Source organism: Aequitasia blattaphilus, assembly GCF_024721305.1.
Classification (GTDB): domain Bacteria; phylum Bacillota; class Clostridia; order Lachnospirales; family Lachnospiraceae; genus Aequitasia; species Aequitasia blattaphila.
The window spans coordinates 202592-227918 of record NZ_JAMXOD010000001.1 but is presented as its reverse complement, the minus strand read 5'-3'; the positions used below and the strand labels follow the sequence as shown (position 1 = coordinate 227918).

The 25327-nt window shown below is 40.3% G+C and carries 24 protein-coding genes; all 24 read right to left on the bottom strand.

All coding sequences use genetic code 11. The annotated features are described in order from the left end of the window. Positions 1-43: 43 nt before the first annotated feature. The 24 genes from NHH15_RS01105 to NHH15_RS00990 all read right to left on the bottom strand — a co-directional run bounded on the left by NHH15_RS01105 (position 44) and on the right by NHH15_RS00990 (position 25254). Entirely contained in the window at positions 44-1234 is a 1191-nt protein-coding gene (locus NHH15_RS01105; RefSeq protein ID WP_262064793.1) for a hypothetical protein, read from the bottom strand. Positions 1235-1301: 67 nt separating this feature from the next. Continuing rightward, positions 1302-2252, bottom strand: coding sequence for a DUF5688 family protein (locus NHH15_RS01100; RefSeq protein ID WP_262064792.1), 951 nt, complete (start codon positions 2250-2252; stop codon positions 1302-1304). A gap of 95 nt (positions 2253-2347) precedes the next feature. After that, a complete protein-coding gene (locus NHH15_RS01095; protein WP_262064791.1) occupies positions 2348-4612 on the bottom strand; it encodes a VirD4-like conjugal transfer protein, CD1115 family in 2265 nt (754 codons plus the stop codon). Continuing rightward, positions 4599-5507 (bottom strand): hypothetical protein, encoded by a 909-nt coding sequence (locus tag NHH15_RS01090; protein WP_262064790.1) that lies wholly within the window; start codon positions 5505-5507, stop codon positions 4599-4601. Before NHH15_RS01090 ends, NHH15_RS01095 begins: the two co-directional genes overlap by 14 nt. Beyond that, positions 5495-5740, bottom strand: a complete 246-nt coding sequence (locus NHH15_RS01085; protein WP_262064789.1) for a hypothetical protein — start codon at positions 5738-5740, stop codon at positions 5495-5497. The genes NHH15_RS01090 and NHH15_RS01085 overlap by 13 nt, the downstream gene beginning before the upstream one ends. Positions 5741-5751: 11 nt before the next feature. Continuing rightward, positions 5752-7050, bottom strand: a complete 1299-nt coding sequence (locus NHH15_RS01080; protein WP_262064788.1) for a relaxase/mobilization nuclease domain-containing protein — start codon at positions 7048-7050, stop codon at positions 5752-5754. Next, positions 7050-8204: an ATP-binding protein gene (locus NHH15_RS01075; RefSeq protein ID WP_262064787.1), complete on the bottom strand. Its 1155-nt coding sequence runs from the start codon at positions 8202-8204 to the stop codon at positions 7050-7052. The genes NHH15_RS01080 and NHH15_RS01075 overlap by 1 nt, the downstream gene beginning before the upstream one ends. A 1-nt stretch (position 8205) precedes the next feature. Then, positions 8206-10317, bottom strand: coding sequence for an AAA family ATPase (locus NHH15_RS01070; protein ID WP_262064786.1), 2112 nt, complete (start codon positions 10315-10317; stop codon positions 8206-8208). A 56-nt stretch (positions 10318-10373) separates the two neighbouring features. Beyond that, on the bottom strand, positions 10374-10715 hold the full coding sequence (locus NHH15_RS01065; RefSeq protein ID WP_262064785.1) for a hypothetical protein: 342 nt from the start codon (positions 10713-10715) through the stop codon (positions 10374-10376). A 170-nt stretch (positions 10716-10885) separates the two neighbouring features. After that, entirely contained in the window at positions 10886-11389 is a 504-nt protein-coding gene (locus tag NHH15_RS01060) for a hypothetical protein (RefSeq protein WP_262064784.1), read from the bottom strand. A gap of 34 nt (positions 11390-11423) precedes the next feature. Then, positions 11424-13121: a phage tail tip lysozyme gene (locus tag NHH15_RS01055; protein ID WP_262064783.1), complete on the bottom strand. Its 1698-nt coding sequence runs from the start codon at positions 13119-13121 to the stop codon at positions 11424-11426. Next, positions 13121-15727 carry a VirB4-like conjugal transfer ATPase, CD1110 family gene (locus NHH15_RS01050; RefSeq protein WP_262064782.1) on the bottom strand — a complete coding sequence of 869 codons (2607 nt, stop codon included), beginning with the start codon at positions 15725-15727 and terminating at the stop codon, positions 13121-13123. Before NHH15_RS01050 ends, NHH15_RS01055 begins: the two co-directional genes overlap by 1 nt. Further along, positions 15636-16055 carry a PrgI family mobile element protein gene (locus NHH15_RS01045; protein WP_262064781.1) on the bottom strand — a complete coding sequence of 140 codons (420 nt, stop codon included), beginning with the start codon at positions 16053-16055 and terminating at the stop codon, positions 15636-15638. The genes NHH15_RS01050 and NHH15_RS01045 overlap by 92 nt, the downstream gene beginning before the upstream one ends. A 13-nt stretch (positions 16056-16068) precedes the next feature. Continuing rightward, a complete protein-coding gene (locus tag NHH15_RS01040) occupies positions 16069-16908 on the bottom strand; it encodes a hypothetical protein (RefSeq protein WP_262064780.1) in 840 nt (279 codons plus the stop codon). An 11-nt stretch (positions 16909-16919) separates the two neighbouring features. After that, positions 16920-17249 (bottom strand): hypothetical protein, encoded by a 330-nt coding sequence (locus tag NHH15_RS01035; protein WP_262064779.1) that lies wholly within the window; start codon positions 17247-17249, stop codon positions 16920-16922. A gap of 72 nt (positions 17250-17321) precedes the next feature. Continuing rightward, entirely contained in the window at positions 17322-19661 is a 2340-nt protein-coding gene (locus tag NHH15_RS01030; protein ID WP_262064778.1) for a VaFE repeat-containing surface-anchored protein, read from the bottom strand. Between the two features lie 151 nt (positions 19662-19812). Next, entirely contained in the window at positions 19813-20232 is a 420-nt protein-coding gene (locus tag NHH15_RS01025) for a DUF3795 domain-containing protein (protein WP_262064777.1), read from the bottom strand. Between the two features lie 139 nt (positions 20233-20371). Next, a complete protein-coding gene (locus NHH15_RS01020) occupies positions 20372-21055 on the bottom strand; it encodes a hypothetical protein (protein ID WP_262064776.1) in 684 nt (227 codons plus the stop codon). Positions 21056-21134: 79 nt separating this feature from the next. After that, complete coding sequence (locus NHH15_RS01015) at positions 21135-22058, bottom strand: replication initiator protein A (protein ID WP_262064775.1); 924 nt, start codon at positions 22056-22058, stop codon at positions 21135-21137. A gap of 6 nt (positions 22059-22064) precedes the next feature. Then, positions 22065-22997, bottom strand: a complete 933-nt coding sequence (locus tag NHH15_RS01010; RefSeq protein WP_262064774.1) for a ParB/RepB/Spo0J family partition protein — start codon at positions 22995-22997, stop codon at positions 22065-22067. Continuing rightward, positions 22954-23775 carry a ParA family protein gene (locus NHH15_RS01005; RefSeq protein WP_262064773.1) on the bottom strand — a complete coding sequence of 274 codons (822 nt, stop codon included), beginning with the start codon at positions 23773-23775 and terminating at the stop codon, positions 22954-22956. Before NHH15_RS01005 ends, NHH15_RS01010 begins: the two co-directional genes overlap by 44 nt. Before the next feature lie 197 nt (positions 23776-23972). Further along, positions 23973-24212: a death-on-curing protein gene (locus tag NHH15_RS01000; protein WP_262064772.1), complete on the bottom strand. Its 240-nt coding sequence runs from the start codon at positions 24210-24212 to the stop codon at positions 23973-23975. Between the two features lie 425 nt (positions 24213-24637). Beyond that, positions 24638-24862, bottom strand: coding sequence for a DUF6718 family protein (locus NHH15_RS00995; protein ID WP_262064771.1), 225 nt, complete (start codon positions 24860-24862; stop codon positions 24638-24640). Positions 24863-24996: 134 nt separating this feature from the next. After that, positions 24997-25254, bottom strand: a complete 258-nt coding sequence (locus NHH15_RS00990) for a hypothetical protein (RefSeq protein ID WP_262064770.1) — start codon at positions 25252-25254, stop codon at positions 24997-24999. Between the last annotated feature and the right edge of the window lie 73 nt (positions 25255-25327).

Sequence of the window (25327 nt, the reverse complement as noted above, 5' to 3'; positions counted from 1 at the left end):
CTGATTATCTACCAGTTTTTCAATGCGTTCTCTCAGTTCCTTTTCATTTACTACTTCTAGTTCTTTCATGACTTCTCCTTTCTTTGACAGTTATTTTCTCTCCTATTCCTGTTTCCGTTCCTAATAGTTCAAAATGTTCTTCCATATCTTTTCCGTATGCTTCAACTGGGTACCCTAAGACACGTACGTCTAATAATTCCTCGCGATTTAAAACCGCCTGATAGAATTTCCCGTCTTTACTTTTCTTTAGCCGGTCCTTTGGTAGCTCCATGGTTGTGCGCTCCCCTCTTCCTGGTACTAGAAACTCGAGGCTATAAGCGGTCTCGCTTACTCGGTCACGGACAGGAAAAGAAACTTCAAAGGCGCCTTCTTTCTTCCGCTCTGCTTGATAAAGCTCTGCCACTTTTAGTCGTTTGGCTTCCGCAAGGTCTCTTCGTTCTTCTGGTGATAGCTTTTCTAGCTGCAAGAATTCTTCTCGCTCAAATGCCAGATAAATATCCTTCCCTAGTCTACGTTCAAGTATCTGTCCCTCTTTAGATAAAATCGGATATTCGTCGGTAGGCTCTAGTAAAAGCAAAAAGTCCTCTCCCTGATTTATAACCTCATCACTGGGAATCGCAATCAGATGTCCTTCTTCTTTCGGATGCTTAAACAAGAGATGGGCAAAACGTTCTTCTAGCTCCTGGTTTTTCACATACTCTTCCTGCTTAACAAGGTACTTAAGGGCTGTCGGCACATTGGACTTTTTTTTAGTATTTAAATGTTTTGCTACCTCTTCCTTAATTGCCTGCTTATCCTTCTCCGGTGCCGACTTAAAGTAGTCTTCCATCTTGATGGCCCCGGCCATTAACTCTTCATGGGCTTTAAAGTAGGCGTTTAGCTTCGGGCTATCGGAGGCACTGCTGTAAAACTGAGTGAAATTATCCTCTAAATTAAAGTCAAATAGCTGGGAAAAGGTAATTCCTCTCTTGGTCAGTTCTTCTTTTACGCTACTTAGTTCTTTTTCATTTGTTACCTTTACCTGAAACACTACCGCTTGGTCTCCCATTAGGGCTTGCTTTTCCATTAGCTTATCTAAAGTCATTTCCCCATACTTTAAGCGCATGTTTTGTTGGCGCTTGGTCAGTGCCAGCCGCATGAAAAACTGAATGACTTCTACACTTACTTTTCCTAAAATGAAGGCTCCATGCCCTGCAAGACTTACAATCTGCATGGTATCGCTTACATCACTCATTGCTCTTTGCTCCTTTCTTTTTCATCACTAAATAAGCCCGGAAGCATCCAAGCTCCCGGGCCTCTCTTTATAAGCTGTGTTCTTTTAGTGGTAAGAAGGATTCTCTTACTGAATGAAGCTTCTTTTCCCTACTATCGTAGGCATAGATATGATCGCTTAAGCGATCCTCCACGTCTACTTGAGTCGCATTAATTTCCCGCACCATTTCACCTAGCTCGGCCGCTGGTGGTGCTCCTTCTTTACGGATACAAATCGTTTCATGCAAGGACGAAGGTAAAATGTAATAATCCCCGCCTAGTACTGCCGAAACCTGTTCCATAATGTCTGGACGTAATAGCGCTGTGGCGCCATTTACTTTCGGTTCATTGGTTAAGACAAACATGCCCTCATTCTCGTGCATCTCTTTATTAAGCAGGTTTTGGGGTGCTCCGTTTCCCATCATTTCACCAATAATGTCTTCCATGCTATATAGTCGAAAGTCATTAAAGTTATGGGTATTGGAAATAGCCATGTCATAGACTTCGTTAAAGTCCACGTTCCAAGCATCTAGTAGTTCATAGGTAACCTTCATAAATCCCCGCTGCTCTTCACTATTTATCATAGGGATTCTACAAAAGGCTGATAAATCATCCATTTCCACATAAGGGATTTCATTTAACATCTCCTGATTCTTGGCCGTGTTGACTACGCAAAGAGTAAGTTCATTCTTGATCTGATTAAAGGAGAAGATATTCTCGAGGTGGATCTGTCCGCGCATAGCACGGTTCTCTTCATAGATGCCCACAAGTTCATCAATAACCCTGTCCATATCTTTGCTACCGTCTTGAACGTCTTCATAAAATTCTTCTAAGTAGATAATCGGCGCCACCTTACTATCTTCTGGTTTAATAATGATACCTTGGCGATTAACATCATTTACTTTTAGAACGCTATTTAGTTGAACCTGAACATCTAGCCCATTGGTTTCAAAATGCGCCTGTAACCTTTCTTCTACCTCTTTTGCAAACTGATTAAACATGCTTCTTTCCCCCTTTGCGGTTCTTTTTTCTTAGGTTTTGATAATAAGCCTCTAGATTTGACTTTCTCTTTTCACTGGTGTTTTCCTTCTTGATTTCAATTAAAATCATATGTATCCTCCATTTCGGTTAATAGGTTTAAAGCAAAAGCCATATTTTCTGCTGGTAGCTCTGGCTTTGCAATCTGCTTTAGTTTCTGGAAGGGAATCTTTTTTAAAGAAACTCTTCCTAGAACCTCCATTTGTTCTTTAGAAAAGGCGCCACTAATCACGTAATCCAATAAATCCTCTGGAGTCTTTATCACCTGTTCTTTGGTAGGCTCTTCCTTAGCTAGCCATTTCTCCTTTTTCTCATATTTCTCGTCGTAAGCCCCTTTTAAGAAAAGTAGCATCTGGGCTTCCGTCTTACTTTTGCTTTTTGAAAAATCATAGGTCAGAAAAGACTCCCTACTTATTTCGTATAACTCCACTGACTCGCCGCTCTTTTGACAACGCTCATAATAGGTTCTACTTTTTTCTCCTAGAGGGGTAAACCCTTCTGTCAGTTCCTTGGTTACCAGTCGGTCCTCTTCTCTTTCAATCTGAATCTCTTGAGAAAAGGTGCCAAAGGCTACAATCTGGCTCCGGATCTTCTTATGCTTACCGTAGTAGTCCCACTTCTTATCCTTTACAGAATACTCTCCTTTTATCCGGACTAGGCATTCATCCTTAAGCATAGAAACTTCTTCTGGCAAGATTAGCCGTCGCCCCATTACATCGTAGTTGGCATTACTCGATCCATGACTACCTTTGCTTTCTCCCTGGCTTCGTTTTTCAATGGTCTTTTCTCCTGCCTGCTCGCTCATGTGCTTATGAGACGAGGGTTCATTACCACCTAAGAACACTACGGTATCGCAGTTCCCATAGACCCCTTCCCACTTATCTTCTCGGTAAGCAACCTTCAGCTGGGCTAAGGATTGTAGAAGAATGGCACAATAGATATCCCGACTACGACAAGTGGCTAGGATCTTTTCAAAGGCGGCGGGCATCTTGATATTGGCGAATTCGTCTAACCACAGGCCCACCGGTATGGGGCACTTACCACCGTTTAGCCTGGCTTGTCGGTAGAGCTCCTGAAAGAGCTGGGTATAGAGTAACCCTGGAATAAAGTTATAGGTATCGTCGTCATCGGGGATACAACAAAAGAGACTGGTTTTGATATCTGTATTTCCATGAAATCCCGCTGCTAGGGATGGTAAATCAATATCATCCCCATCAAGAATCCGCAGTAGCTCCTCATTATCAAAGGGATCAAACCTTGCATTAGCGGATACGATAATACTACGAACGGTGTCGCCTGCTCCTCTTACGCAGCGCCTATAGCTACGAACGGCCGGATGGTTTTCTCCTTTTTCTCTTGCCAGCTTATTCATTCTGACATCGAGAGGCGATTTAACCTCAGGGTCATGATTTACCTTTGCTTCGTTTAGTAGATGAAGCACACTGCGAAAGGTACGGTCTAAATACACGTTTTCAATTACCCCATTTTCTAGCCGGCGATGTTCCTTTCGGGGGCACTCTGTCCAGACGTAAAAGAAGATACTGGATAAATACATCTTTTCCGCTTTTTCCCAAAAGGGGTCTGAGTGATTGGCATTCTCTTGGGTGGTGTTTGCCATTAAGTTGGTGACAAGCTTATTCACGTCACTGGCTTTCCTTAGATACCGGAAAGGGTTATACCGGCAAGACTGGTTCATGTCTACAAGATTTAGCGATAGCACGCGCCTTCCCATAGACATAAGATAATTGCCACACTCCTCAGCTAACGTTCCTTTCGGATCCGTATATACGTTACTGCCGTAGTTGGCTAGAAGATTCGGAATGACTACATAGGCTGTTTTCCCTGAGCCAGAGCCCCCAATGACCAGTAGGTTATTATTAAGCTTGGTGTGTTTCGTATCGTAAGAAACCCGCAAGCTTTCTGACAGAACACGGTTTTCTGACCCGGGGCGTTTGTAAGAAAAACACAAAAAATGACAAGTCACCAGACTTGCCAAACGACGATTTATTTTCTTTATGCTGCCCCACTTACTAGTACCATGCTCTTCTCCGATGCGTAAGTCATGAAGTGTAGAGTAATGCCAAAGAGCTGCTAAGAACCAGACAAAGAGAGCAACACCCAGACAATGCATACTTTTGTCATTCCAGCAGGACTTTTCTAACGGATGGGTTAAGAGTTGTAGCGCTATCTTATCGTAGGTTTCAAGATTCACTCCTGGTACCATAAATAGTCCGGATAAGCAATACGCTACATACAAAAAGAATATAAGGATGATGATCCAGCTAATCCCCCAACTGACCTTTTGCCGTTTACTTGGTGGCATTTATCTCACTCCCTTCTTTCTCACCTCCTTTCACAAACATGCCTATAACTTGTTTCATGTGGCTCGCCTCTATCTCTGGACTGGCTAGCTTTAGTAAGATGTTTCTTTTAATTCCTGCATGATAGGCTTCTGTTAAGAGGCTCATCTGTTCAAGGGAAAACCCTGGGGTCACAAGGACCTCTAAAAACCAATCAGGTAGAGACTCCCGCTTCCTACAAAAGAAAAGGCTCTGTCGTTTTCTTCTGGGCGTTTCTTCCCTTTCTGTTCTCGCCCTTTCAAGGACTTGGTTTCTAGACTCTAAAGCACTTAGCTGTTCTTTTAAATGATTACATTTTCTTTCGTAGTCCTGAACTCTTAGGCTCTCCTCTCCCTTTTGCCGGTCGCTAAGTAATAGCTGCTCTTTCAAGACTTTATTCTCAGCAGCGGTTACTTGCAGCTCTTCTTTTAACTGAGTATTCTCTAACTCCAACCGCTGGGTGATCTGGTCAAAGAAGCTCTGCTGAGTATCGATTCTGGTTTCCAAAAGAGATAATTGGGCATGAATCTTCTGGATATAAGCACCATTAACAACCTCTGGATTTTTAACACCTGCCTTACTGTTAAAATACTGAATCTTAGATTCGAGCATGGCTTCCGGGCTTTTGCTTTTTAAGGCAATCTTTTCTAAGATATAGGACTTAGGAATCCCTTCTTCGATGGCTACACGAATCGCCTGCATCTGCAAGGAACTATAATCACTGGTTGCATAAAGCAGTATCTGCTCTTCGCTTAGCCCATGCTCAAAACCGGTACGGATTTCTCGCTTAATGGCTTCTCGCTCTTCCTCTGACTTTCCTTTAAACAGGTTGCCTTTGGTTTTAAGAAACCGACCGGCTTCCGTTTTTACTTCAACCATAGGCTTATTCCCTGACGGAGGTTGCGGTTCGGTAGCTCAATATCCTTTTCTCTTTTCGTTGCCCTTTCTACTTCTTTTACCTGATCCTTAATTGCTTCTTTCTTTGCTGAGAGCTCTTCTACGTATTTTATGTACTCTGACGTGAGCCCTCGTTCCTCAATAAACTTCTCCATAGATACAATTCTGTCTTGAATCCTTCTGATTAAATCTTCTAATTCTTTCGTTGTCGCCATAACTTCTCCTTTCACCTAACACGTTCCTTTTCCACCTTCCACTCCTTAAACAGACTTTCCTCGCTTACCGAATAAGTGTCACTAATAAACCGGATGGTCCGAAGCTCCTTCCTCACTTCCTTTAGCTTTTGCAAGCACTCTTTCTTTTGCTCCTCACCTCCTTCCTTCTTAAGCTGCCGGTAGTCTGCATTCAGCATTTTCTTTTTTAATTCAAAGCTTTCTTTTAGCTGTATAAGCTGCTCTCGTGTTTGGATTTTATATTTATCGGTTAATTGCAGACTGTCCATGTGCTTATCTAGCTCCTTTACGTCCTTCCGGTACTTCCAAGGCTTTATCTTTGGATAGGTAGCAAACAAACGATTATTCCAGCTACAGAGGAAGATACACTTTCGGTAATAATAGGCAGGTAGTCTAAGCAGGCGTTTTCCATAATACCGGGAATGCAAAAGCTCCCGGTACGTACTAACGTCCGAGAGCATCTCCTCAATGTCCTTTAATAATTCCTTGTTATCAATTTGCTTCTTTATATCCTCCACACTGTAGCCTGCGCCTAATCGGTAGTTTCGCCTAGCTTTTCCCATCCCTTCACACTGGATAGAAAAGTAGGGACCATACTGGCTACTATTTCCTTCTCGAATCTGATAACCATTATCCCTTAATATCTTTAAAAATTCATTATAGTCCCCTGCTGCCTGCATCGCCTCTTGAAGGTTTTGGCGGATAAGGTTGTCCCAGCTCTTGTGACCTTGCTTCTTTTGCCACTTCTCTTTTCCTGTAGTGCGCCTATTTAATCGCCCCTCTTTATCCTGAAGAGTAATATAACTTAAACCGTTCGCGATACAGATGCCATTAAGAATCGGCAGCATGTCCTTTTCCCAGTCACCGGCTTTGTAATGGTATTTATAACCATTCCTGGAAAGGCTGTTAAATAGGATGTGACTATGCTTGTGTTCCTGATCGTCATGAGTGGCAAATACGATATCGTAGCGGTCCCCTAGGTAGCGGTCTACAAACTGGCCCGTTAGCTCATGGGCTACTTCTGCCGTTACTTCCCCTGGGGGAAAAGAAAGGACAAAGTGATAAGCCACTCTGCCCCAGTTCTTTCCAAAAAACTCTTTCGTTTCTATCATTAATTCATAAATCTCATCTGCAGTGATTCCAGCATTGCCGCCAATGAGTAATCCGCCTTTGGTCTTTTCCCCATTATGCCCCTGTTGCATATCTAGAATATAGAGAATGGCACCATAGAGACCGGCGGATGGGTTTCGACCGCTACCTTCTTTAAGGTGGTCTAGTTTGATGATTGCCATTAGGAGAGTCCCCTTTCTCTTCTAAAATCATGTAACATTAACTTTAGTATTAGTGCATTTTCATACTCTTTTTTAAAAACATTTACATTATAACCTTTCATCTCTGGTATAGATGCAATATGTATCGAATCCTTGTATTTATCTCTTTCTTCCCAATTACAAATGACATAATCTATAAATGAGTCCTTTTCCAATTCAGTTTCAAATATTAGAATAACTGAAAAGAAATTATCGCGCGCTATTTTTGCTTCATAAGACCACTCATTATGATAAAGAAATTCACTTAATTTATATTTGAACGACCCTTTAACCATATACCTGTATGGAATATCCCAACTATAATATTCATTAAAACAAATCCCATCTATATCTGGGCAAGGGGTCATGTATACACCACCATTTAGCGCTACACCATCAACTTCAATTAAAAGAGTTTGATGATAATAAACTTTAATGTCTTTCCAATATGGTCTGCTTTTATATTGAGAAAAAAGATAATAGGTATATCCATCGCGCCCATCGGCAGCGTCATCATACACTAATGTATATTCCGGAAAACGCTTATAATACTTTTGCATTTCTCCGTTCGGACCATTTACCCAAGCATTTGGTTCCTCTAAAAATGACTCAATTCGCTCAATTGGAGTTTGAATTAAGCCAAATCTTTTTTTCCAAAGCCACTCTATTTTATCAATATCTGCTGAAGAATTAAGTGGTGTATTTGTGTCTTGAATCCTTGTGTAGATTTGATTTGCAAATACTCCCTTGTATGCTTCTTTCAAATAAAACGGCGTTTTATTACTATTCTTTATAACAATTATGTCAATACATGACCTTGCGTATTCTATCGTTTCTACATGGACAATCGGTCTCATATCACCGGCAAACTTTTTGTTCTTTAGGAAATCAACTAATTTTTGGGTATTTTTTCTATTTGGGTCTCCTAATACATCCTTAAAATCAAAATCATTTTCTTCATCTACGCCGATTATAATATAGCAATCTCTATTAGCTAAGTTGTTGGCCATGCTAATGATATCATGTAATAAATTGGGTAGATGTTGTTTATCATACCATTCTCTTTTAAAGTCCCAATAATCACCCTCTTGTTCTAGTGCGATTAAATTCTCTATCTCTTGTTTTAAATTGCCCATATTAGACTTCTCCCCAGTAAGTTCTAAAGTGCTCCCCTGCATTATTTGCTTCAAATATTTGCCGTACTTTGCTTATTATCGCATCTTCGTCTTTACCATTTAGATCTGCCTCCAAATCAACAATAGAGTGAGAGTTAACATTGAATAACTTCTGAGACTCTGCGTCATTTTTATATAAATCATCTATTCCATTGAATTTTTGATAAGTTTCAAATATTCGCCTTATAGGATTTATCATAAAATCGGGTTTATGCTCTTCATATAAAAATTTAACCTCCCTCCAAAGAGCATCATAATTGGTCTTAATATCATCCCTCTCAGACGTGATTAACTCTATAGATGATTTGTTTCCAACTCTTTTCAAATGAAACGTGGTTTTATTATATGTATCCTTTTTAGAATTTCGCCACCAGTTATATCTTGCATTAAGATAAAAATGAGTACAATGGGTCAATATAAATATCTGATCATCTCTTATATCCTTTATTAATTTTTGTATTTCTGTAATGATTAAATACTGTACTGTATCATCATTACTATTCATTGGATCATCAAACACGATTATCTTTGGTTTTGAATCTGTTTGCCTCGCCTTTTCTAGATTATTCAGAAACCAAAGAAAAGCGACTATATTTTTTTCTCCAGTACTTAATGTTCCGATATTTCGAACAGTACCATCATAACTTTTTACTTGATACTGCCCTCGTTGCTCAGACTCTATTCCTTCCAAGGTAAACGACTGATTTCCTAGTGATTTTATAGCTTCATTAATTCTTTTTTCTGCCACTGTTTCGTCGATAGTTTGTGACAAAAGTGCTAGGAGTTCCTTTTTTGCCTCTTCTCTCTTCCCACTCTGCATCTCATACTTACTTTTTGCCTCATTAAGAAGTGACTCAGTTTTCTTTAGCTCATTCACCTTCTGTTGATAATCAAATTCTTTAAGCCTTTTTGACACTTCATGTTGACGGAGCATGTCCTTCGCCTCTTTTATTTTTGAGTCTAAGGTTTCTCCATATTTTAAGTTTTTCTTATACAGACTTAAATAGATTTTCTCAACTTCTGAGTAAGTTGAAGGTTTCGATAACACAAGAGCTTTTTGAGAAATGAAAATATCTTTCTGACGTTCTTTAAGCGCACTTTCTATCTCTTCCAAGAAACGTGTATGCTCTTTCGTCACACTATCAATTTGATCATTTATTGTGGGAATCTCACCATGAAAATCGGGGTAAAAACTCGACTTTTCAACCCGCTTCTGTTGACTTAACGCGTTCTTCATAATGGAAATATTTTCTAACAGATTACGAATTTTGCTTTCTATCGTTTTCACTTCTTCACTAAAAAAACTATTCAAATCATCTAGGCGCGTCGCTTCAATCTTATTACCACAAAATAAACATATTTCTTCATTTTCATTACCGTAAAAATTCAAACCTTCACGAACCCAATTCATTTTCTCAGTACTTTCAAACTTTAGAATAGCCGATTTTACCACCTCAGTAGTCAAAATCTCATTTACCTCATCTACAAGACTGTCAACCTCTAGAGCCTCAAACTTCATTTTTTCTGAAGCCTCTATGGATGTCTGCTCAAATTGAGTTTTGTATTTAAATAATTCTTCCTTTGATAATTCTTCAGCACTCTTCACATCCTCTTTAAAGTTATTTTTATTGTAGTTAGGTCCAGTAAGTTCAACATACTCCCGTTTAATCTCACTCGCTGATGCCGAAAAAAAGCGATCAATTACACCAATCAAATGATTATAATTTAACTGCTCTTTCGAATATATAGTAAATGTATTTTCTATACTATCATTACGCTCTTTAAGATCATCATCCAACTTCTCTATATCCTTCTTCTTTTCACTAATAAGTGGTTGAAGCTTAACATTTTGTATACCAAGCGCTATTGTATTCAACCCGTTGTTTTCTTCAATAATTCGATTAAATCCCTGAAATATGTGAAGATCATAATTATCTTCACACTGAGTGCTAATCGCTTCTGTAATACTGCTTTTTCCTGTTCCGTTCTTGCCATAAAAAAAATTTTTTGCTTTTAAATTAGAAATCTCAGTATCATTGAATCTATCTGTTTGTAAAGTAATCTTGCTAAGCATTTTCTCCCACCTTTAAATCAAATAGAGGCCACATTGATTTCTAAGTTAATCCATCTTTACAAATTAACTTTCTCTCTGCAACCCCTAGATATATTTTTTAACTCTTTTTCTAACGTTTCAATCTTAACCAATACTACCTTAAAATGTTTCTGATTGTCAACGTCCAGCGTTCTCATATACTCTTCACAAATAACTCTCAATTTGCAAAATTGATATCGCAAATCTCGAAATTGTATCTGATAATCATTCATCACTTCTTCATTTGTCCTCCTAATCAACAAACGAATATATGCGCTAAGACCACCATAGCTAAGCGCTTTCTCAAGCAGCTGATTATAGGATCTCTCATCTAACCTAATTGTAATGCTTTTATTTTTTCGGTTAACTTTTGCCTCCATACATCGCCTCCTTTTATACTTGCAGATAATTTACGCGCTTTGCCCAAGAGGATGCCCGCTCAATATGAGAGAACGTTTTTATGATTTAAACAAGATACGCATTATGTAATACAAAGGCATCTTGCTAGGGGGATGCCCCCTAATACCCCCATGCTAGCCAAATAAATGGCCTAGCGCTCTCCTGCATAGTAACCAAAGACGTACTCTTTCGCTTGCACATCATACAGTCCTTCTATTCTTGACTGCTCTTCATTATCAAGGGTTAGATAGAACCGGCGTACTTTAATAACCTCGTCGTAAGCATCTTTACCCTCAATCATCACTTCTGTATACTCACCGTAATAGTCTGCGCCTCGAATATACTGCTCTAACTCACTTTTAAACTCATTCAGGCTTGGTTCATCTTTTAAAAATGATAAAAGCACTAAGCCTGAATAATGGATTTCCTCTACTTCTGGATCTGACACTATTACGGGTGTTTCTTGTAACGCCTCAATCTTCGATTGCCGCTCCCGTTGCTTTTCTAAATTCTTTGTTCGATTACTGTTGATACGATTTATCATAGCTCCAATAATAAGAGCAAATGCTACCATGACTACAATAAGCCCTACTAAGATCTTTAGAATAAAGCATTTCTTCTTTCTACGAATCTCCCATTCCTTCATCGGCATCATTCTCCTTTCCTCATGAGATATCGCAAGCTCTTTTCTAACATTCTTCCTCACCTGCTTTCTTTCCACTATAATCCATAAGTTTCACCTGAATCTTATCCTTATTCACTACTTGTCGCATAAAGCGGTCGGCATTTCGCTTCTCTAAAAATCCAGCGATTAACCGATACCTTGGATTCTCTGCAACTCCTATATCCATATCATATGTTTGAACCTCGTAGACAACGTAGGGAAATAATAGCTTTCCCATAGGTCCACCCCCTTTATATTTCTGATAAAACTCCATCGCATATTTATATCGTTTCTCCATTGCCGGTATGCCGGCTCTTTCAAAGGCTTTCTCAAAAGCTAGTGTTGCTTTGTTTACATCAGTCATTGATTTAAAACCAGCTAAACCGCCATAGTCTCGGTTTAGAATAAAAGTTGTTGTCGCATCACCGCCATTTAATTCAAAGTATAAATGTTCTAGCTGAGGTTCGATGGTATCCCAGGTGGTCCCCATACTTGTAGCTCGGCTTTCTAAGTTCTTGAAACGATTGGACCCTACTGTCCACTGCGCAATTCCTCTTCCAGGTCCCCCGCCCTGTTGATAACACTTCGGGTCTAGACCAGACTCTTGCTTTAGATTTCCCATAATCCCAGCAGCACTCTCTGGACTAAACCCTTTGCTTATTAAAAAGTTCCAAGTGATTTCCTCGTTCGTTTCTCCTTCAAAGTCGCTAAACTCTTCCGGATAGTTAGGAACACAATAACCAGAAATACCACCGTAAGATAAGGGATATGTTCGCGTTGCCACAATGTCACCCGTATTCCCCTCAATGGTTATTACTTGATTGCCTTTTACGTACTGAACGATACCGATATGACTCATGCCGTTTTCAAAGATGATTAAATCTCCTGCCTTTGGTGTGTATCCATCTTTTTTCATGTAGAGATTTCGCTTATCATACCAGCTTCTATACTGAGCAACAGAAGCGCTCTTTGGGAATATCTCCTTTTCTATGTAGTCGCACTGGTCAGCACACCAGCTGACAAAACAAGCGCACCATTCTTCTCGCTTCTTAAACCCAAACCAAGACCAGTACTTATCGCCGCCTTTCTGATCCCCTTCTTTTTCTTCGGCTAAAGCTACCTCTACAAATCTTTTTCCCCCATCGCTTTGCCTTGCACTTGCAATTACCAGCAGCAAGAGACTCGCTGATAGCATAACCACTACTAATACCGCCAAGAATACTGGAACCACTGCCGCCATGGCGAACTTTGCTTTCGGTCCTGCCACCATGGCAATACCTTCTCCCACTCCGCCAGTAGCACTTGCTGCCTTTTTAAAGTCATCTGCCATCATTTTCTCAATGACTTCTTCGCGTCCGAGTTCTACTTGGCGCTCTTTCTTAATGTTATCCATAGCAACTAACTTAGTAGCCGACTTAGCAATCGTCGCTTCTACGTGACTTATGTCATCAGGTCTTGGGTAGTCCGCTATTTTATTGACCGTAGCTGTCTGATTCGTAACCTCTTCACCAGTTGGAAAACCCTTACTTGATGGCTTTTGATTCTTTCTTAAATAGTTCTCCGTAGCCTTTTCTAGATACTGCTGTTTTTTTCTGGTGTTAAGTCTATTCCACTGACGTCTCTCCTTCTTATTTAGATACTTCTGAGGTTGATAGCCCTTTCTGATAAATAGTAACTTTTGAGCGGATTTGCTATTGAATTTCTCTTCTTCAAACAACTTCATCACAGCACCTCTCGTAGTTTTGCGATACTGGCTTCTCCGTTTCTATCTATTTGATCCCTCTCCTTAGCATCACGCATGCAAGCCTCTTCCTTTTTCTTAGCAATCAACTCTTTTAGTTCCTTCATGCGCTTTTGCTTTTGCCTACTTTCCTTCGGATCTGTAGTAAAGAGCCAGTAAAGGATATTATCTTGGTCGATTCGAGCATCAAAAATGACTTTCGTATTCCCAAATTTCATAAGACCCATCCCTTTATGCTTAGCATCCACATACTGCATTTCGGTATCTGTTAAGTCAATAATCTCCGGTAAGTCCTGCCGGTCTGTTTTCGATAAGGAGAGGATTCCGATTACATCCGAATTGGCAACCATGGTTTTGGCCTGCTTACTCATAATAGAGTCGCTGATGTTCTGGGTAATACCAGTAGTAATACCGCCATCTTTTCTCGCTACCTTCCATAACTTCTCCCAGGCAAGCGCGAACTCTGGGTCATCAAAGACTACGTGTAGCTCATCCCCGTAGACCCTCGTCGCCTTATGGTTGCGTTTATTGTAAGTAAGCCTTGTAGTCATCAACTCGGTAATAATCATCATGGAAGGTTTCTTTAGCGTTTCTCCTAAGTCCCGAATACCAAAGACTACCATTCGACTATTGATATCTACGTTGCTTTTATGGGCAAAGACATTGGATGAACCACTTACATATAGCTCAAAGGCGTCCAAGATATCCCCAGCCTTTTCTCTTGGCTCTTCCGCTAAAAAGCGTTGGTATTCTAGGAACGTTGGCTCTTCCATAATTCCCTGTTCATCAAAGATACGAAAGACTTCCTCATACAAGCGACGTACCGAGCGGTCGATATAGGTGGCTTCGTTTCCCTCTAAGGTTTTCTTTTTGATATAAGGGAATAAGCGCTGCATGAACACTCCCTTATCTGAAATGAAACCTTCTCGTAGGGACTCATCAAGGTATACGTCTTCAGGTATCCACAAGGGATTGATATGGGTTTCTGTGCGATTGCTAAAGTTAATTACTTGGCCTCCGTAAAACTCGCAGATATCAAAATACTCATTGGCCGGATCGAGTATTAGTACATCATCATAGGTATAATTTAGTACCTGGACGATTTCCAATTTTACAAAAAAAGACTTTCCACTCCCCGGCGGCGCATAGATAAAGCCGTTCCCATTCTTAAGATTCTTCTTATTGGCGAAGATTAGCGTTTTGGACCCTTGGTTTATGCCATAAAAGGCTGAACTACTACTTCTATCATTTAACTCCGCCACGTGATATGGACAAAAGGCGGTAATACTACTTACCTTCATGGGGCGAAGCACCGGTACTAGCCTTGTCGCCGTTGGAAGCATCGTCTGAAAGGCTTCTACTTGCTGTCCTCTTAAAAACTCTAGTTCCACATCTTCCATCGCTGCTTGTTGCTTAACTCGCTCTACTCGGCTATCTAACTCTTCCTGGCACTTTCCTTCTACATATATGAGCAGAGAGGTATAAAAATACACCTCATCATTTAGATGGGCGTTCTCCAGTTCTTCCGATATCTCTTGTTTTTGCTGGCGCTTATCCCAACTAGGATCTGTTAGAAATGCTCCTCGCTGATTATTCTGCTGTTGTTGGCGATCGATGCTGCCTTCAATGTTCATAAGCTTTCGACTTAGCATTTCCTTTGTATCGGATTTACTAAGAGGTGAAAAATCCATTGTAGCGATAACTGGAAAGTTAAGCCCTTTTACAAACTTCGTAAGGAAACCATCGGGAAGAGATTCTGGGTATTCTCTCGCAAGTAGTACACAACCATAACGCGCATCTAGACGTAACTGCTTTTTCTCAATCTCCATTGTGAGTGGCGCTAGTATATGTCTAAAGTAATCTCGTTCCTCTCGTAATTTTTCCCATGTAAGCGAAAAACGCTCCTCTTCCAATGGCCGATAAATACTCTTTAAGATTTGCAAGCGGTTAATCCCATCAACTGGTATCAGCTCACTTTCTAGTTGATAGAAATAGGGAACAATACTGGTCTCTAGGTTATTGAAGAAGAGAACTGCCTCTTCCATGTTTTGTTTTACACAAGAAAGAATTAGGTAGTACTGGTAATCGATGCGGTTATTTCCTAGCTTCCTCTTTTTCCCAATCACTTCGTTTAAGGCCTCATTTGTTAGTACGTAAATCGGACCCTCGTGAAGCGGTTCTCGCCGGCTTTCCTGCTCTACTGTTTCCTGTGGGCGTTCAATCCCTGATACCATCACTTTAAAAGCCACCTTCATCCCTCGAAGGATCTCCATCCAGACCTGCAGTACTTTCCGCTTCCCTTCATCATCTTCTAAGTCAAAGTTGATGTCTGTAAAGCGATACATCTTATCAAAAACCATCCCCTCTTTATTATCTGGTTCTATCTGAAACACACCATTTTCAGATATCTTTTCTATCGGTATGTAGGAGCCTGTGTCTGTAGGGTAAGCATTCTTCCGAATCTGATACACTGGCACACTACACTTTTTATAACTTTTAAACGTTCGTTTTCCCATCTCGTTTATCACCTTGATTCCTTCCTTTTCTTGACCATCTTTTCGTTCTCTTCCGCTTGATAAGCCCTTCATAGCGAATATCCTTTTCTCTCGTAAACTCCTTTGAAGCATAGTGAATCGTTGGCGTAAACTTTAGGCGCCAACTTCGTTTCGCTAGCTCAATAAACCCTACTCCCATACGACTAGCCGGGAAGAAGCCAATCAGACCCACTAAGATATCTAGAGGCAAGATGATATAAATCCCTAAGAGAACGTGAATATCAAATAGAAATAGACAGCTGAGGACACCGCCTAAGTTTAAAAACAGTAGCAGCCCTAAGCTAATGGTTTCTCGCTTATTTAACCCACGAAAGAAATCATCTTTGTATTGCTCAAAGTCTCGATTTATTTCAATTTTCATCCTAACTTTCCTCCTAATGCATCCCTAAGAATTTTCTAAATATAGCACCTGACCCTCTGACTGCACTACTCATAAGCACCATCTTAAATGCTGGTTCGATAATAGACATCAGCGTATCCACCACCCCTGAACCTGGAAATAGCGGGATTGCCATAATCGGTACACAAATCCCGATCGCTAGGATCATAAATGAAGCCTCTAAGATAACTGCTAGAAACTCTTGAAACCAGCTGCTAGCAGTTCTTGATAGCTCCCGACCACCCGCAATGGTCGCAATGGCCAGTGCACCTGTTGGTGCAGCAAAGATAATCTTTATGATTCTCTGAAATACCGATAAGCAGATAGAACCTCCACAGGTCAGTGCTGCGATAAAAAATAGAATTCCAATAATAGTACCGGCAAACATAAGACTGCCACTTTTTAAATACTCTGAGGATGGTGCTAAGTGACCATATGCGCTACCAGTGGCGAATCCCATGCGACTAATAATCATCCTCGATAACGCCTGGCCCGACTGAAACATTGCCATAATAAACGGCTTTAACCCTACGATGACCGCTTGGCATATGCCTAAGCGAATCAAAATGAAAATAAGACTTTCTAGCTGGATGATTTGCCGGTAATCACTAACATCCCGGTATAGTCCCAGAAAGAAGAAGGTTACTACTAGTGCTGAACCCACTGCAAGAAAAAGAGGATAGATGTTATCCATTACAACCGCCCATAAATTGGCATCGATTTCCTCTGGTGTTTTCACCAGAAAGGCTAACGAGATATCCACAAAGGCATTCCAAACATCACATCCTAATTGGTATAGCATATGGCCATTGATTAAGTTTTGAATAAAGCTCATTCACAACCTCCTTAATACCCCATAAGTGCGAGTAAAGTAGAAATGCCAACCAACAGTCCGCCAGCAGCAATCTTAAACGCTGCGGTCTTTAATCCTCCTGTATTATGATCTCCCCAACTTGTCACCAGATCGACAACTCCTAGGATTAGCACAATCGTACCAATACCTACAACCACCGCAATCAGTACGGTTTTTATCACATCAATAGGCTTTGTGATTGCCCCGACATCTATAGCAGCAAAACTAGGTATGGTTAGAATAAGGGAAAGCGTTAGTGCTTCCACTACCGCTAATACTCCTTTTGTCTTCGCTCCATATCTTTTATATTTATTTCTCTTCATTTTTCGTTTCCTCCAATTAAAAAGCCACCTTCTTGGTGACCTGATTGGAAGGGGCACAAGGCCCCTCCCCTACTATTTCCTTCTCTTTTTTAAGATAACGATAGCTACGATTGCACTCACTAGAGCAAAGGCCAAGAGAATGATAATATTGGCACCATCTCCGGTATTTACTACTTCCTTCGGTGGGTTCACTGGTTCTGCCGGCTTTTCTGGCTCCTTAATCCGAATCGTTTGATCTTTATCTTCGATGTCCGCATGACTAGCCACTAGTTTTCCGTCTAGGTACAGTTCTTCAAACACGACAATATCTTTTCCACCAAGTGCGCTTCCGTCAAAGGTAAAAGTCATGATTTCCGTGTCATTCATTTCCTTTGTCTGAAAGGTCTTTGTCGCCGTCACTTCTTTGTCGTTTATAAGAAGTGGCTTCTTCGTTTCTTTATCCATCAAGATGCCTCGTAGCTCATACTCAAGTTCCTTCGTTAGATTCTCATAGCGAACTTCATCTTCAAAGATCATTTCTTTCTCGGCGAGTGCTTCCTGAGTTCCTGTCTTTTTATCCTTTGCTTTCGTACCAATGGCTGGAACAGATTTGTAATCATTGGTGATGGTACCTAAATCGATGGTGGTCATCTCTCTACTAATGGTGACTTCAATCGGTTCAAGTAATACACGGTCTTCATTTACCTCACAAGGTAATTCTTCTACTAGATAGGTATCGTAGATTAACGCTCCTCTTTTATCGTCTAATGTGGTAAGTTCACCAAACCAGATACCATCTGTTGGCTCCTCTCCTCGATTGGTATTATTTGAGTGCAGATTCCACTGGGACGATGTACTGAATTGTCCGTTCTTATCGGTAACTACTACATGGCTTTCTTTTGTGGTTACCGATGTGATTCGAAACGGAACGTAAGCCATTCGCTTTTGGTCACCATCAGAAACCTTTACTCCTTTTAGATCTCCTCGGATTACCTGGTCCTCTTGCAGAGGCACATTATATTCATAGACCGGTTGTCCGTGTTCATCTGGAATAATCCTTCTTACATGAACACCGGGAGTCTTTCCCTCTTTATCCGTTAATAGATACCCTGACGGCGCCTTTGTTTCTTGTACTGTTAATGTACCAAAAGGAACCGTTGGCATACCGTTACTCAAGTAAAGAGCATCGCCACCAATCTGATAGGCGCCGTGTAGATTGGCAAACCCGTTCTCATTCGTCTTAAATATCCATGTGCGTTTAGGCTCATATCCTTTTGTTCCTGGGTCTACATCTTTTTCTGCATCGCTTAGGAGTACATCATAGTATTTAACGGTAAACTCACCATCTATTAGTTTCGCTGTTCCTTGAGGCTTATCCTTATTGGTTTCTGCATCTATCTTTCCTAGCAGCATCCCTATAGGGTCATTGCCCGGAACATTTTTGATTTCTACTGTTGCGGTCTTCTCCCGAGTAACAGTTACCGATACGCGGTCGACTTTTGAGAGATATCCTTTCGGGCTTTTCGTCTCTTGAATTTGATACTCGCCCTCTAGTGCTTCAAGCTCTCCTGTATTCCCTTCTGCATCTGCAACCAGTGTTCCCACCACGTCATTGGTGCCCGCTTTAAAGACCGTAAACTCTGCTCCCTCAAAAGAATAGCAGCCATTGCCTTCGGTAATCTCTGGGTTCGCAGACACCTTTTTAATCTTTACTTTTCCGTTCGGGGTATAAGAGGAACCACCCATCACTTGACCGGCACCGTCTTCGTTATACACAAATGCTTGAAAGGTCCATGGTGCGTCTGGCAATTGGTCTAGTAGACTCACTTGATGGACTAACGCTTGAATAATATCTTGACTCAAGCCTACAAATGCGGAACCGCCGGGATCATAAATGTAGGAAATCATTACATGGGTCATGGTGTATTCTGAGTCCTCATTGTAACCAGCGCCACTGGCACCGATTGCGCCAAAGTTTTGATACCAAGTCTGATAGCCCGGACCACCGTATAAGTAATAGAGTCCTTTTGCATAGCGACTGTTATTGGGAACGTAGCGACTGATTCCATAATTACCAGTTGGCGGCGTCTCTACGGCTGGCTGCAGACAATAGGCAACTCGGTCACCTGCGGTAAAATAATTGGTAAACCAGCTCTCATAAAAGATTGTGCGGCCTACCACATGGTTTACTGTTCCCGTTCGCAATAGGCGTTTGGCGCGCGGAACATCTTTTATTTCCAGGCTTTCCTCGCTAGGACCTTCTGCCTTATGCTTATCTTCACCAATACGCTCCGCTAGCTCATTCATAATCTCTGTTTTTTGCTGATTGGATATCGGAGTGCTCTTCATTTTTGCTTGAATCATTATCGGCGAACATAAAAAAATCACTGCAACGATACTTGCAATAATTTGGTATAACTTTCCTTTATTCATATTTTTTTCCTTTCTTTTGCATGAAAAAAGACAGGTATTTTTACCTGCCTTTTGGGTTGCTATTGCGCGATAGTCCTTATACATTCATCATCTTTAAACGATTATACGTCTGACAAACTGGAATTTGCCAGTCATATGCTTTTAATATTGATTAGCGTTCTGTATTTCCACACTCACTACAAGCCCCATCATGGAGGGAGAAAGCACCGCCACATTTTAAACAAGTCCATTTTTGACGGTCTTGTTCTAAAAAGCCGACAATCCCCTTTTCATGTGCTACGATACTATTTTCAACAAGACTTGTTTTATATCTTTTTTTGTAGCTCTTTTCAAGGTTTTTAATCAGTTTACAGGAAAAGTCGGCACACTCAAAGCAATGTACATATCCCATATCCTGTGCACAACTTTTGATATTACACTTACGGCAATGTTCAGGTTTTCCTAAATCACCTTTCAAACACCCCTCGCAAGGTTTCCCATATTTTCGTACACCTACATGTTTATAGCAGACGGCACAATTCATGCCGCAGGGGGCAAGCATAATATCTTCAATTTTATCTGGCATTTTCAAGGTTGTTCCCCCCTTATCATTTTTACGATTTCTTTCTTAAACTGATTTACAAATTCAAAGTTAGTTAATTATAACATTCCTAAGTTAAAAAAAGTAGTAACCACCTTTTGCCACTCTCTATAGTACTATCCTGTCAATTCTAATAATATTCCCAATAACCTGGTACCACATACTCTTCCGTCTTGGTTCCCCAGGCTGCTTCATGTTGTACAACTTGTTCTTCTCTCACAAGTACATTTCTCGAAGTTTGATAACTGCCACCACCTTCACCTGCTAGCATATGTCCTTCTGTGTGAGAATTAACAGTATCGTTGGTAAGCTCTATCTGGCAAACACTACATGCCATATAATATTCTGTCCGATACTCGGCTGGAATAACTTCGGTTCTAGCTTCTTGTATAATCGTTGGAATCTCTCTAGTCTTTGTCTGGCCTTCAATCCATCGTCTTCTTGGTTGATTAGCTTCACTTGATATCCCTTTCTCACTTGAATGAGTTGCTGCTAGAACTGTAGCTTCCACAGCTGTCTTTGACACTTTCGCCTTTGTACTTGCATCTACTACATTGGCCTGTTTATCAGCTTTTTTATTTTGCTCCTGTTTACTCACCTCTTTGAAGGTGATCGCCTTCTTTTCCTTTGCTTCTGGTTGCTCACCTCCCTCTTGCGGCTTCTCACTTGTAGCACCAACAATTTGCGGCTTCACATCCGTATACACAATCTCCTCTTTAGAAAATGCCTGAATCCCCAAGATAAGCAAAAACAGAAGTATAAATAACACTTTTAAAATCAAGCCTGGTCGCCAACACCTTTTTTCAAACAACATATTCCTGTCCCCCTTTATCCTTTTCTTTAGGTATACCATAACCCATTACTTTTTGTAAAAGGTGTAAAATTGGCTCCTGCTAAGGTTCTCCATAAAGCTCATGATTCACTTGTTGCTGATAGTAATGACTCATTGTCTTCGAAGCATTAAAGAGCGTGGTTAGCAGATAACTTTTTATATTATGGATTTTAGCTGTTGTAGTCCTCAAGCAATCAAGAACATACAAAACATGAGAAAATTTAAGCTTCATAATCTGCCCTTGTACCAATGCCAGAGAATACTCTCTTTGCCCAATCTTAATTCTAGACCCCTGATCACACAGAACCTCTAGCATCAACTCCACAATCTCATCCACACTTGCCTGGTCTGAGCGTTCAATCAAATTATTATATTCAATATTCTCCTGAATTACTCTTCTCATCCGATCAATCAATTCTTCATCAGCTAGCTCATTTCTGATAGATGGATTATTATTCTTTTCAGTATCACTATATTCAGTATTATTACCGTTCCATATAGGAACTTCTAGAAGTTCCGTATCGGAATCTTTAGAAATTCCATATTGGAATTTCTGAAGATTCTGTTTTTTCATGACATCATCTTGTTGCCTTCGACGTTCGTAAGGAATGAAGTTTTTTACGTAAATGATATTCGCCTTTCCTTGGCCTAGGCGCTTTTTCTCAATTAGACCCACTCCCGTTTTTTCATCCAGTTCAGCCATATACTTCGTTATCTTTTGTCTAGAAAATTTTAACATCGCCATCAATTCATCTACAGGGTAGATTATATAAACACGGTTGTTCTTATCGAGCCACCTATTCTGCACGGATAACTGCATCCGGTCCAATAACACACCATAAACCAATTTTGCTTCCGTTGAAACCCTCTCCATTTCTGGCTCTGTAAATAAGCACTTGGGTATTCGAAAAAAACTGAACTGATCGGCCTCCATCCCATAAAAATAATCAAATGCTAACGGGGCATCACGAATCTTATTTGCCATCTCCCATCACCTCGTTTTCTCTTTCGTTCGTTTTTGATAATATTCCAAGGCTTTGATGATGGTATCTTGCATAACCTCCTTAGTTGTCCCTTCAGGAAAATAGCGACCTATTTTTTCTTTGGGCATCTTAAATTGTTCCTTTTGATTCCCCTTCTCTTCAATCATAATTTTAAAGATTCCTTCATCATCCAGCTCACCTTTTTTCGATAAGTTTTTCATCTTTACGGCTTGTGAAAGAGATGGGGTCTTCTCTTCAAGAACGATGTTGTCATATAAGATTGACTGCTCCTGTTCTGTCAAGTATGACACCTCTACCGCTGGGCGGAAAGCAATCCTACCCTCATCCACTAAATCCAGAATATCCGGGGTTAGATTTGTTAAACGTATATAGCGATGAATCTGCTCCTTACTCTCACCCACTTGACGTCCCAGTTCTACATCCGATCTAGAGCTTTTTAACTTCGTCTCCAGTGGAGACGAAGTTAAGTCCGTTCGTTTGCCTTGTCGCTTCATTGCCTCCAATTTCAATTTAAACGCAAACGCCTTTTCCGAAGGGAGAATATTCTCTCTCTGAATATTCGCATCCACCATGATAATGATTGCTTCATCATCGGTTAGACTTTTCTTAATACAGGGAATTACCGAAAGTCCTGCTTCTATGGCTGCGAATTTACGCCGATGTCCTGAAATCATTTCAATGGAGCCGCCCTCCTTTTCCCTAACAATGGCAGGAACGAGTATGCCATACTGATTTATGCTTTCTATCATGTCCTGCATTTCCTTGTCTAGACGTACCTTAAAAGGATGATTAGGAAAGTCGCTGATTTCCTTTACTGGTATTTCTAGAATCTGTTCCGCCGTCTTTTGGTCTCGTTCCTCTTGAGTCGTGAACAAATCATCGACAGAAGGGAGTTCGAGTTTGATTTCTTTTTTTGCCACCTCTCATCACCTCCTCAACAAATATTTCATATGCCTTTGCCACTTTACTATTTGGTTCATGCAGAAATATACTCTTCCCAAGCGCCGATGTTTCTGCAGCACTTATCCCCACAGGTATAACTGTGTCATAAATGCGAATATGCTCCCCATAGCTCTCTCGAAGAGTTGTTTCCGTTTCTCTTGATAGATTTGTTCGCATGTCAGCCAACGTTAGAAGCGCTCCATCTATCTGTAATACCGGATTAATCTGTCTCTTTACCTTGTTTATTGTACTTATGAGCTGTGTCATTCCCTTAGCTGGCAAATAGTGAGCTTGCACCGGAATAATCACGCTATCTGCAGCTGCTAAAGCATTAATGGTAATCATCCCCAAGCTAGGCATACAATCAATTAAAATATAGTCGTATTCATCTTTTAACGGCTCCAAGCAGTTTTTCAATGTGAACTCTCGACTCATAGCATTTACTAGTGACATTTCTGTCGTTGCTAACTCTAGATTTGCTGGAATCACGTCTACCCCCTCATAATGATGAACTATGCCACCCTTCGGTATTGGCATATCTCGGATGGTAGCTTCCATATAGGTTGCTAGCGTAATATCTATTAAATCGCTATCATTACAACCTAAACTTGTTGTGAGATCGCCTTGAGGATCCGCATCCACCAACAAAACTCTTCTTCCTCTTTGAGCCAATCCAACGCCTAAGCTTATCGTTGTTGTGGTTTTTCCAACACCACCTTTTTGATTGGCAATTGCAATAATTTTACAGTTATCCATATCTCTCCTTTCTGCCAAATAGGCACAAAAAAAGCACCTTTCAACTTAATGAAAAGTGCCTTTTAATTATTCATGTTAAATATCTCTTATCCTGTATTTTATCTGTGGTTTCAGAAAATAATCTTCTCCATCACATCCTCAGTTACATCAATAGCCCCAAATAGGGCTGTCGTTGTTTCCAATCTGCATTTAATAGATTAATTAATTTGAGGCGGCCGATGCCCATTATTACTACTTCCGTGCATAATTTGCACGGAAGTATCTTGCTCTAATTCACCCTCTGAAAAAATATTTGTTATATGGCGACTTATTACAGTTCGATTCTTTTCAAATAGAGCTGCCATTTGATCTTGAGTTAACCAAACTGTATCGCTCTCTGGCGAAACCGATACTTCTAATTCGATATCTCCGTCACTAAAGAGTACTATCTCATTCATATAAACTTCACTTCACTTCGCTTTACACTAATTCATTGTATTTTGCCATCGCACTAAGGCAAACTCACTTTTAAAAAAATCATTAGTAAATCGTTAGTAAACTCAAATAGGCAGATCCTTAAAACCGCACAACCACGCGTATCATCGGCGTTCAGTTAATCTCCTGCCGTGGCACACCATTAATATTTTTATCATAGCTAAAACCCCCTTTGTAAGACGTCTATTTACTACTTCCGTGCATATTTTACACGGAAGTATCTTGTTCTTTGATTTTGTCAGTTTTCTTTCTATAAAATAATATATCATATTCTCGGCTTGTGTCCAAATATATTAAGCTACTTAGATATTATGTTACTTCATTTCCAACAAATGGACAAAAAAAGCACCTTTCAACTATGTGAAAAGTGCTTGTCAGCATTTTTATTTTACATTTTCAGTACAGCTTGTTCAAACTCCTGCTCAGAATCAACGAATCGATATGGCTCATACTCTCCATACGCTGATGGACGGCTAATTGTTATTAACTGGATATCTTTCATACCTATTTCCGAAATCAATTTCTTTTTGAATGCCACAAGATGCTGACCATGCTCCGTCTGCATTGCCAAACTGCCAACATCATCAATCCTTTTTGCTATCAAATAACACACGGTCTAACACCTCCTTAAACTCTTCTTCTGTTCTAATTTTACCACTTTCATATTCTTTTCGCAATGTGCAGCCAACTAGGCTATCAAAATTACGCTTGTATATGTATTTATGAAGCCAATTATTTAACTGCCGATCATTGTCCTATAACTGCCCTTGTACTAACTGACGATTTTTCATAGGGAATTTCATCAACTATAATTGGTATACTGTCATCTTTAGATATTATCTCATCCTGTTTTTGATTTTTGTTTTCGTCTGCAATATCTTCTTTTATTACTTCTTTTTCTTCATGAATAACCTCTACATCTTCTTCCTCTAATTCATTTGCCAATGTTTGCAATGGAGAACTACAAAATAATATTACCAGAAAAACCGCAATTATTTTTTTCATATCTGTCTTCACGTTACTCTATCCTTTCATCACAATTAATAGAACAATCTATATACCCTCTAAACGCTTTTCC